This window comes from uncultured Mucilaginibacter sp., assembly GCF_903893715.1.
Classification (GTDB): Bacteria; Bacteroidota; Bacteroidia; order Sphingobacteriales; family Sphingobacteriaceae; genus Mucilaginibacter.
Genome location: NZ_CAITNG010000144.1, coordinates 1 through 12,179 on the forward strand (window position 1 = coordinate 1; position 12,179 = coordinate 12,179).

The window sequence follows — 12,179 nt, forward strand, 5'->3', positions numbered from 1 at the left end:
AACTCTGAAAGCAGATTCATCATCGCATTGATTACAAGGTTTTAACCCTAAAGCAGGTGCCGTCAACAGCTAACGGCACCTGCTTTACTTAATTAATTTTTGGCTGGAACTTTTAAAAATTAACACAATGAAAAATTTACAGTTATGCATTTTGTTTGTTGTAGGGCTTTTTTTACAAAACGCTATAGCGCAAAAGCCACCTATGGGTATATACCTTACCCAAGCCGATTATTTGAACCACAAATTGAGTTATGTTACCCAAGAGGGCAACATCAGGCTGAATAATATGTTTAAAAGCAGCAATATAGTGGTGAACGATGCCGGCACAAAAAAGGTATTGATGAAAAAAGAAATATTTGGCTACCGCTCAGAAAATACTGACTACCGTTTTTTTAACAACCAGGCCTACAAAATAGTGGATGGTAAAGATTTTTACATCTATACCCATCCGATTTTGGTGCCCGACCAGAAAGGTTTAAAAAGCGTTACCGCCTATTACTTCAGCCCAAAAGTTACCGACACCATTGAAGCATTGACCAAAGGCAATGTGGAAGCGGCGTACGCGCAAAACACAAAATTCAGGTACATGGTCGAGGGGCAGTTCCGGTCGGACGATGACCTGGCGGCTTATGACAGTGTAATCAAATCCTTTAAAATCAAGTACCTCTACGCGGAAAGTACAAAATAATTACAAACAAACCGTATAAAGTTTGTTTAAAGAAACATGAACTGGTTAAACTAATTGTTGTTTATTAGTTTGATTGATTGAGAATCTGAGTTCATGAGTGAGTGCAAGGGGGTGGGAGCATCCCCTTGTGTTTTTTCTAAGCTTCTCGATATACAGTTTGTTTCATTATGGTTTCACCCTTATCGGGAAAACACATTGTATTTAATGGTACAATAAATAGCGCGGAAAGCGTCTTTCATACCTATCTTTTTCCCTTCCTCGTAGGTACGGCCGTAGTAGGATATGCCCACTTCATAAATACGGATGCCCGGTATGCGCGATATGCGGGCGGTTACCTCGGGCTCAAAGCCAAAGCGTTTTTCCTGCAATTTGAGCTTTTGTACCAGCTCGGTCCTAAACACCTTATAGCAGGTTTCCATATCGGTCAGGTTCAGGTCGGTAAAGGCGTTTGACACCAAAGTGAGGAAACGGTTGCCTATGGAGTGCCAAAAGAACAAGATACGGTGCGGCTTGCCGCCCATAAACCTGGAGCCGTACACCACATCGGCATGACCTTCCAATATGGGCCTTAGCAGAATGTTGTACTCGTTAGGGTCGTACTCCAAATCGGCATCCTGGATGATGAGGTATTGGCCTGTAGCCATTTTTATACCGGTATGCAGCGCCGCGCCCTTGCCCTGGTTATAATCATGTTTGTAATATTTGATATTGACATCCGCATTGTTGGAGGCGTAGTTGTTGATAGCATCTTCAGTGCTATCGGTGGAGTGGTCGTTAACGATGATGATTTCCTTATCCAAACCATGGATCAGTTGCACCGACTTGACCTTGTCGAGTATTAAATGAATGGTCCTGCTTTCGTTATAGGCAGGGATAATGATGGATAGGGTTTCGGCCATATTGAATATCGGGTGCATGCCCGTTTTAGCGGACAATATCAAAGTGGCAAAGATATATTTTATTTTGAGAACCCCTTTTTGTACGAGCCAATTTTGGGTATCCGCTTTAATAAACAGCTATAATTTTATACTGCTTTCCGTTCATATCAAAACTATCGCCCGCCTTGCAACCCGTTAGTTTGGCTCCAATCGGCGATGCTTGCGATAACGCGAAATAAGTTTCATCATCAATCATAAAAGTACCCGCACTGATAGCGATGTAAAAATTACCGTGGTCGGTATGCACCAAACTACCTGGTTGCGCAATGGCCGAGGTAGCCGATATCGGTATACGCTTTAAGGCGGCCATCAGTTTATTGGCCTCGTTGAGTTGCCCGGCATTGCGGTCGGCTTCCTGTTGCGCCATAGCGCGGCCGGTTTCGTACCTATCGTCGGCGCTGCTTTTGGTTTCTTCGTTGGCCGATTGTTGAGATGCATGGATGGCATGGGCGACAGAGTCGATACGGTTTTGAACATAATCAATGCAATATTGGTGCAATACTGCTTTCAAATCGTACATAACGGATAACTTCTTTCTAAAATCATGGGCGAAAAATTTCTAAAAACTATGCGAAGATGTACATTTACTGCAACCAATTGTAAAACCCGGTCAAATATTTAAATCGAAAAAAGTGTCGCAAAAACAAATTATAGCAGAAATATAATTTTTTTGCAACAATGATAGTAACATTTACAAAAAGATAACTGTATGATTGACGATATATCAAATTTACCGCCATTTTATACAAATTACGGGCTTTTATTAGCGCCTAAGGATGCAAAAAGCATGACACTACAGGATGGCTCATCCAACTTTTAATTATAAGTTCGTAGCTACAATTATTAACCTTCTATAACAATAGAAACAAAAAAGTACGAAAAGTGTAGCCTTTACATTTAATTATTTTTTTCTTAAAAGGAAATTATGGTTAGATTTTGCAGCTTACCCTTTTACAATATACATATAACCAAGCAGATACCATATTTTTTATAAAATTAAACTAAACAGTTTTAACTGTATATTAAATTTATTGTTACGACCAATTAAACTAAATGAAACCCAAAAGATGAAAAAACTCTACTTATTCATTTTCATGATTGTAATGGCCCTATCGCAAAACACAGCGGTATATGCCAGTACTTACAAACCAGTTACCGCAAAAGTAATTGCACCACCTGCCGCGCAAACCATTACTTTTACTCCATTTACCACCCCGCAAACTATTACTGCGGTTGTTAACGATGTAACCTTAACCGCTTCTGCTACTTCGGGTTTGGCAGTAAGTTTTAGCAGTAGCAATACTGCCGTTGCAACAATAATAGCGGGTAAAATACACCTGATAGGCCCGGGTACAACAACCATCACAGCCTCGCAGGCCGGTGATGGTGTGAAGTGGCTGGCAGCAACAAACGTTTCGTACACGTTAACAGTAAACGCCGGTGTACAAGCGGTACTTAGTGCATTTCCAAGCGTTTCGGTTGCTTTACAATCTGCCGACCTGGCTTTGCCGGCTGTTAGCTCTTACGCGGTTGCAAGCTTTCCGAACAATCCTATTATATATAGCATAACCGGCACAAGCGGGCCAAATGTGGCAACCATTATAAACAACCGTTTGCATATGCTGGGCACGGGTACGGTAACCATATCGGCAACACAACCGGGTAATGGTAAATTTGCCGATGCCGCCGCGTTAAGTGCTACTTATACTTTGACAGCACCGGCCATACCCGTGTTTACCCTCACTATTGGCAACAAAGCATTAGGAACTGTTGATTTTGACCCTGGCGCTACATTTGCAGCCACGGCGTGGACATCCACCATTACCTATTCAACTACCAGTTCGAATATTTCTATCATAAATAATAAAGTACACTTAATCAGTGTAGGTACAGCAATTCCGATTACAGCGACAATTACCTATCCTTTAGGAAGCGGTGGCACGGCAACCGTATCATCAGCAGTCAATACCACTTTAAACGTTACGGCGGCGGCCGTGGTAGCATCCCCGGTGATCAACTTCACCGCACCGGGATCGAAAGCATTTAGCAATGTGGATTTTACACCGACTATTACCAGTACCAGCACATCAACTTCGCCCATAACATTGACCAGCAGTAACCCTTTAGTGGCTACCATAGTTAATGGTAATATACATTATGTAGGTGTGGGTACATCTGTTATCACAGCAGATCAGGGCGGTATACCTTTAGGCGTGCAAGGATCGCTTCCGGCCGATGTTTCACAAACCTTAACGGTTACTGCACCAACAATTACGTTAACAAACCCAGGCGCAAAAACAGTAAACACTGCCGATTTTGCTCCCGCGGCTACCGCATCGTTAACCAATATCCCGGTAACATTCAGCGTATCACCTGCCTCTATAGCTGTCATGCTTAATGGCAATATTCACTTAACAGGAGGAACGGGCACAGTAACGCTTACAGCAACACAATCTGCCGCCGCAATTGCTGCCGGTTATCCCGGCCCTGCGGATGCGACAACTACATTCACTGTTGGCGCGGCCACCACTACCATACCGTCCTTTACATTTGCTGCATTAGGAACTGTTGCCTTTACAAGCACCGATAAGGCTGCACCATTAGCGACTTCTACAAATACAGTAATACCCATTACTTACACCAGCAGCAACCCGAACGTAGCTGTTGTAACCAGCTCCGGTACGTTACACTACGTTGGCGCACCACCGGCACCAAATAATACAACTATCATTACTGCATCACAAGGCGGCGGCACGCTGGGTTCGACCACTATCCCACCGGATGTACAAAACTTATTAACAGTTACACCACCGCTTATCACATTCCCTACTATCGGTACAAAACCGTATACCGCTACAGATTATAGCCCCGGTGCAACCAGTAACAACGCGGCCAACTTTATTTATTATACCAGCAGCAACCCTGCTGTAGCCACTATCAACAATACCCTTACCGGTACGTTGGCCGGTGGTACAGGCTACACTAACGGCACTTACAATAATATAGCTTTGGTTGGAGGTTCGGGTAGCGGCGCTGTTGCAGCTACTGTAATTGTGGCCAGTGGAGTAGTAACTACGTTTATTGTCACCACACCATCAGTACCAACAAGCCCATCAAGTTATGCAGCCGGCGATGTTTTGACGTTGGCCATCCCCAATGCCATAGGTAATGGCAGCGGTTTTTCGTTTACAGTTACCGGTATTACCAGTTTGGTACACTTTAACAGGAATGTACCTGCGGCCCCAAACAATACTTCAGTTATTACCGCTACACAAGGTGGCGGTGTAAACGGTATCCCGTACGGTTATATTAACGGTAGCAGCACCATTGTAGGTGGTTCGGGTTATACAAATGGCACCTATACCGGTGTACCGCTGACAGGCGGCTCAGGTACCGGTGCTTTAGCAACAGTGGTTGTAAGCGGCGGCGCTGTAACTTCGGTATTGGTTACCACAGGAGGTTCTGCCTATACTATAGGTAACGTTTTAAGCGCAGCGGCAACAAACATTGGTGGCACGGGTACAGGCTTTAGCGTTACCGTATCGAGCACTACAGCCCTTGCAGCCGATGTAACGCAGGTTTTAACACTAACCACACCTGCAATCAACTTCCCGCCATTAGGCACAAAACAATTTACTACTACCGACTTAAACCCCGGTGCAACAGGTGCTTATTTGAGCACAAACAGCGTTGATGCCGTTAGTATAGTAGCCGGAAGCGGTTATACCAATGGCAACTATTACAATGTTCCACTGGCGGGCGGTACAGGTACCGGTGCTACAGCAAACATTACCGTTATAAACGGCGTTGTAACCTCGGTGCTGATTACCAATCCGGGCACGCAATATTCAGTAAACAATGTATTGACGCCGGCTACGCCATTCAGTGCTACCGGATCGGGCTTTAGCCTTATTGTTAGCTCCGTAAGTGCAAGCTTGCCTGTAACCTATACCAGCAGTAACCCTGCAGTTGCTACCATTGTTAACGGCTTTATACATTTTACAGGCGCGCCTGCTGCGCCTAATAATACTACGGTTATTACTGCATCGCAATCGGGCCCGGCCAATGGCACCAGTTTAGGCGCATTCGCAGTACCTGCTCCTGTATCGCAAACATTGACCGTTACCCCACCAACAATTACTTTTAACCCTTTAGGTACAAAAACTTATTCGGCGACAGACCTTAACCCAGGTGCATCGAGCCCGGTTAATACATTAATAACCTATACCAGCAGCAATACAGCTGTGGCAACTATCAATAATAGTGGTATAGCAGGTCTCAAGTCTTTAACAAATAGCAATGGTCAAAGCATATCAGGTGGTACAGGCTATACTCCTGGTACCTATATCGTACCGTTAACTGGCGGCACAGGTACAGGCGCAACCGCCCAAGTGATAGTAGGGCCAACATCCAGCTCTACTTCAACCAATTTGGCCACGTTAATAACAACTACAGTATTTACATACGGCGTAACATCAGTCAACATCTTGAGCAGCGGTTCAGGTTATAGTGTTGGCGATATTTTGACCGTTCCGGCAGCAAGTCTAAACAGCGGCAGCAATGTACCTCCAGCGATAGGCTTTTATGTTACCGTATCATCCGTAGGTTCATTCATACATTATATTGGGCCGGGCACTACAAACATTACCGCGTCGCAAGGTGGTGGCGCTACCGGAACACTTACCTTACCTGCTGATGTTACCCAATCGTTAACTGTAACATCACCGGTAATCACATTTGCCGCTGTGCCAACACAAAAGTTACCGGCAGCCGACTTAAACCCGGGTGCCATAAGCACGCTTACCACCACACCGATAAGTTATACCAGCAGCAATACAGCAGTAGCTACCGTATTAACCTCAAGCATCACTGGCTTCAACTTAAATCCAAACTATGCAGGTTCGGGTTATATAGTAGGCTCTTATCCAAATGTGCCACTTACAGGCGGTACAGGAACCGGCGCTACTGCCACCATAACCGTTGTTGGCGGTTCGGTATTCAGCATAACTGTTAACAGCGGAGGAACTGGTTATACCGTTGGCGATGTATTAACAACATCGAATGCCAACCTTGGTGGATCTGGCGTTGGATTTGTTGTGTCGGTTGCGTCGGTTAGCGGTGTATTACACTTCGTGGCAGCAGGTACAACAAATGTTACCGCAACACAAGGTGGCGGGGCAACAGGTACAGCTACCTTATCGGCCGATGTTACCCAACCCGTAACCGTTTCACCGTTTACCATTACATTCGCAGCACTGGGTTCAAAAACATTAACAGATGTTGATTATACCCCAACTGCAACCAGTACAAACACCAACGTTCCTATTACTTACACCAGCAGCAATCAGGCCGTTGCTACTATTGTTGGTGGTAACATCCATTATATCTCCACTGGTACTACCACAATTGAAGCAACTGAACAAAACAGCCCAGTTGGAACTGTGGCTCCTGCCACCGGAACCTTACCGGGAGACGTTGCCCAGGTACTAACCGTAACTGCACCGATATTAACCTATCCAACACAATTTGGCGCAAAAACTACATTAAGCACAGATTTTGCACCGGGTGCAACCAGCACGCTTACAAACACTGCTATAAATTATACCAGCAGTAATACCGCGGTCGCCACCATTACTCCATCAAGCCTGATTAAGTTAAGTGTAACCAATCCGGGTATCAACTATGTATCCGGTACTTATGCCAATGTGCCTCTAACCGGCGGTAGTGGCTCTGGTGCTACAGCTAATGTCACCATAATAGGTGGCCTTGTGGGTACGGTAGCCATTACAAATGGAGGCACCGGCTATAAAAACGGCGATGTTTTATCGGCTACGCCGCTAAGCCTTGGTGGTATTGGTACAGGTTTAGTTATAAACGTAGTAACGGCTGGGCCTGTTGTTCACATTACTGGCCCGGGTACATCAACCATAACCGCAACACAAGGCGGTGGCGCAACAGGTACAACTACATTACCTGCCGATATCGCGCAGACGGTGACGGTAACAACACCTGTAATTACGTTCCCTGCGTTGGGCACCAAACAATATTCGAATGTTGACCTTAACCCGGGTGCCAGCAGTACAATTACAAGCATACCAATTACCTACACCAGCAGTAATGCTGCGGTAGCAATAATCAATACAACGCTTACCGTTAGTTCATCGTTCGCTATTGGTTCGGGCTATACAAACGGTACTTATCCGGGCGTTGCCTTAACTGGCGGTAACGGTGCAGGTGATATCGCCACCATTGTTGTGGCCGGCAATGTTGTACAATCGGTAACTGTTACCACAAGCGGAACAGGTTACCTTCCCGGCGATTTACTGACTGCTCCGGCAGCAAGCATCGGCGGTACCGGATCGGGCTTTAGCATTGCTGTAACGGGCTTTAACAGCTTTATACACTTCAACCCTAATGTACCGGCCTCGCCTAATAATACAACTACCATCAAAGCATCGCAAGGCGGCGGCGCTACAGCTTCCAACACTTTACCGGCCGATGTTTCGCAGGTGTTGACTGTTACCGCTCCTACCATTACCTTCCCGGCTTTAGGTTCGATAGCATACGGTAATGCGGATATCAACCCCGGCGCAACCAGTTCGGTTAATCTGCCCATTACGTACACCAGCAGCAACACTGCTGTAGCTGCTATTACAGCTGCAGGGCAGATAAGGCTGATAAACGCGGGTACTGCTACTATTACCGCATCGCAAGGTGGTGGTGCTACCGGTTTGCCGGGCATACCTGCCAACGCTACATCGACCTTAACGGTAACTGGCGGACCGCTGATTACTTTTGCCGCATTAGGATCAAAAGCTATAAATACTACCGACCTTGCACCAGGTGCAACGAGCACATTAACAACTGTACCGATTGTATATACAAGTACAAACCCCGCGGTAGCAACCATTGTTAATGGCAATATCCATTTTGTTGCAACTGGGACTACAACTATCGAGGCTACCCAACAAAACAGCCCTGCCGGTACAGTTGCTGGGGCTACAGCAACTTTACCAGCTGATCAAACACAGGTTTTAACGGTAACAGCACCTGTTATTACTTTTACTACAGCACAATTACCTGCAACAAAAGCAATACAAAGTGTTGATCTTGCTCCAGGCGCAACCAGTACATTAGCAACTGTGCCGATAACCTACACCAGCAGCGATGCTACAATAGCTACCATTGTTAATGGTAATATTCACTTTGTTGGCTTAACCGGCAACGTAACAATTACAGCATCGCAAGGTGGTGGGGCAAGTGGCACCGCTACCCTTCCTAAAGATGTAGCTTTAACTGTTGCGGTAACCGCACCAACAATAACCTTTACAGCTCCTGGCACTAAAGCATTCGCTGTGGTTGACTTTACGCCTGTTGCTACCAGCACCTTGCCAACCATACCGATCACCTTTACCAGCAGCGACCCTAATGTTGCTACTATTGTAAACGGCAATATCCATTATGTAGGCTTGGGTACGTGTACCATTACTGCTTCACAGCAAGTGGCCGCAAATGCAGCAGGTTTACCTGCGCCACCTGATGTACAACAATCGCTTACCGTTACTGCTCCAAGCGCCCTGGTATTTACAGCATTAGGTTCCAAAGCGTTTAGCTCCACTGATTTGGCTATTATCGGTACGGTTACCAGTTCGTTGAACCAAACGGCGCCGATAACCTTTACCAGCAGCGACCCAACTGTTGCTACCATTGTAAACAACCAGCTGCATTATGTAGGTATAGGAAGCTGTATAATTACCGCCAGCCAGGCGGGAATAGGTAATATACCTGCTCCACTTAGCGCAACATCAACTTTAACGGTTACACCTGCGGTACTTACAGTAGCCCCAACATCGGCATTTGGAACCCTACCAATTGGCACTGCCGATGCGACGTTAGCGTATACAAGCACCATCTCTACAACTACCTTCCCGGTAACTTATACCAGCAGCGACCCAACAGTTGCAACTGTTATTGGGGGCGTGTTACATATTACCGGAACCGGAACGTGTGTAATAACAGGCAACCAATTTACAGGTACCAACTACCAGCCATTGCCAACACTTTCAACTTTGAACGTTACTGCAATACCAGCCACACCTACCCCTACTATAAGCTTAACCGCTTTAGGTACCAGGCAGTATAGTAACAATGGTGATATTACGCCAACGGCTACCGTAAGCAACGGTACAACCGTTACGTTTACCAGCAGTAACCCTGCCGTGGCAACAATTGTTAACGGTAACATACACCTTACACCGCCAAGTTTAATTAATGGTGTGTTGACATACCCAAGCCCTAACACAACAGTAATCACTGCTACACAAGGCGGTGGCCCAACGGGCGTTCCGGGATCGTTGGCAGCTGATGTATCGACTACATTGACAGTTACCCCTGCTGGTATCCTGTTCCCTCCGTTGGGCGTTCAGAAATTTAATACGAACGACCTTGCACCGGGCGCAACCAGCACGTACATTATTTTGAACTCCAATAACATTGCGCAGCCGATAACTTATACCAGCAGCGACCCGACTGTAGCGACCATCTTAAACGGCAATATCCACTTTGTGGGATTAGGCACTGTTGACATTACTGCATCATTAGGTAATGTGATAGTACCCGATGTAACGCAAACCATGACCGTGGTAGCGCCGGCAATAACGTTTGCTGCTACCGCTTCGAGGCCCTTTAGTTCATCCGATCTTCCCGGTAATCAAATCGGAGCCACCAGTACATTGGCTACCGCGCCTATTACTTATACCAGCAGCAACCCTGCCGTTGCTACCATTGTAAATGGTAACCTACACTTTGTCGGTGTAGGCATTACAACTCTAACGGCATCGCAACCGGCTGTTGGTAATTCAACAGCGCCATTGAATGCCACGCAAACTTTAACTGTAACAGCGCCAACGCTTACTTTCGCTGCTACCAGGACACAGGCATTTACTTTAACCGACCTTGACCCAGCCGCAACAAGCACGCTGACTACGGTACCAATTACTTACACCAGCAGCAACCCTGCCTTGGTAAGCATTGTGAACGGTAAACTGCACTTCCCGGTGCCAACGTCGAACTTAACCAGTAATACAGCTATTATCACAGCAACACAGTTAGGTACCGGTAATATACCTTTGCAAACCGCCATCCAAACGCTAACGGTAACCCAGGCTATACTATTCCCGAACCCGTTTGTAAAAGCTTACGGCGATCCTGACTACAGCCCTGCTGTTTCAACCTTCGGTACAGGGTATCCGGTTGCATACTCCAGTGCAACAACTACTGTTGCAACAACAGTAAATTCTGGCGGTGTTACCAATGCTTTGGTGCACATAGTTGGTACAGGTACCAGTGTTATTACAGGTACACAAGCGGGCGATGTACTCACCTCTGCCGCAGCATCAACAACTGCCACACTAACCGTAACCCAGGCACCAATGACCATTACGCCTAAAAACGTAACCATAACTTATGGCAGTCAAGCAGTTCCTGTGTTGCCAGTAAGCTATTATGGCTTTAAAAGCGCGTCGGGTGGTGTTCCTTTGGACGATAGTACCAAGTTCTCCACACAGCCTACAGTGTTTGTTAACGGACAAACGCCGAATGGCAACTTCGCTGCCTTACCGGTTGGTACTTATACGTTAAATGCAGCAGGTGCTGTGTCGACCTTGTATACCTTTACCTATGGTACAGGCACATTGACGATAGTAGCCGCACCTCAAACATTAACCTGGCTGCCTGGTGTTACAACAATTACTAAAACTTTTGGCAGTGCTGATTTTGACCCATTAGCCAGGAGCACCGGCGATCCGCTTGTTTACACTTCTTCGGACCCAACTGTAGCAACCGTTAATGCAAATGGAACCGTACATATTGTTTCTACAGGCACATGCACACTTACGGCAACATTAAACCCAACATCGGGCAATTACACCGGTTCGGCTGTGTTGACCAAAACATTGGTAGTTGTACCGGGCAATCAAACCATAACGGTAAATAATATTCCTGATTTGTTAAGAAACGCGGCACCTTATACACCAACCGCTACTGCTTCATCGGGTTTACCGGTTACAGTTAGCGTTACCGACCCATCGTTTGTTAAAATTGTGAACGGCAATATTGTACCGTTGCACGTTGGCACTACGCAGGTAACCTTTAGCCAGGCGGGTAATGCAAACTGGAATCCTGCTACATCGGTGTTGGTTTATGTAAATGTTGTTGACCAAACCGGAAGCAATGTATTGGTTCATCAGGCGGTATCCCCTAACGGCGACGGCGTAAATGATTTCTTGTACATAGAAGGTATATCAAACTACCCTGTAAACCATGTTAAGATTGTTGACCGCAATGGTGGTAATGTTTTTGAAACTGACAATTATGATAACAAGAACAATGTATTTACCGGCAAATCGAGCCATAACGGCAATAAATTACCGGGTGGTACCTACTTCTTCATTGTTGATTACAACATAGGTGCTCAGCAAAATCATATAACAGGTTATTTTGTTTTAAAATATTAATCAAGTTTTACAAATCCATGTGGGCACTAAAAGCCCACA

General features: G+C 45.9%; 4 protein-coding genes. 2 read left to right on the forward strand and 2 right to left on the reverse strand.

The window, feature by feature from the left end:
• Positions 1-127: 127 nt before the first annotated feature.
• A complete protein-coding gene (locus QZX97_RS17390) occupies positions 128-688 on the forward strand; it encodes a hypothetical protein (RefSeq protein ID WP_295655016.1) in 561 nt (186 codons plus the stop codon).
• A 179-nt stretch (positions 689-867) separates the two neighbouring features.
• Here the strand turns inward: QZX97_RS17390 and QZX97_RS17395 are convergent, their stop codons facing one another.
• Both QZX97_RS17395 and QZX97_RS17400 read right to left on the reverse strand, forming a co-directional pair.
• A complete protein-coding gene (locus QZX97_RS17395) occupies positions 868-1,629 on the reverse strand; it encodes a glycosyltransferase family 2 protein (RefSeq protein ID WP_295655018.1) in 762 nt (253 codons plus the stop codon).
• A gap of 64 nt (positions 1,630-1,693) precedes the next feature.
• Entirely contained in the window at positions 1,694-2,146 is a 453-nt protein-coding gene (locus tag QZX97_RS17400; RefSeq protein ID WP_295655020.1) for a 3-oxoacyl-ACP synthase, read from the reverse strand.
• Positions 2,147-2,693: 547 nt separating this feature from the next.
• Between QZX97_RS17400 and QZX97_RS17405 the strand changes: the two genes are divergently transcribed.
• Entirely contained in the window at positions 2,694-12,140 is a 9,447-nt protein-coding gene (locus QZX97_RS17405; RefSeq protein ID WP_295655022.1) for a gliding motility-associated C-terminal domain-containing protein, read from the forward strand.
• Positions 12,141-12,179: the final 39 nt, after the last annotated feature.

Coding starts and splice junctions, on each gene's coding strand:
- QZX97_RS17390 (WP_295655016.1), top strand. CDS start 128: ATGAAAAATTTACAGTTATGCATTTTGTTTGTTGTAGGGCTTTTTTTA.
- QZX97_RS17400 (WP_295655020.1), bottom strand. CDS start 2,146: ATGTACGATTTGAAAGCAGTATTGCACCAATATTGCATTGATTATGTT.
- QZX97_RS17405 (WP_295655022.1), top strand. CDS start 2,694: ATGAAAAAACTCTACTTATTCATTTTCATGATTGTAATGGCCCTATCG.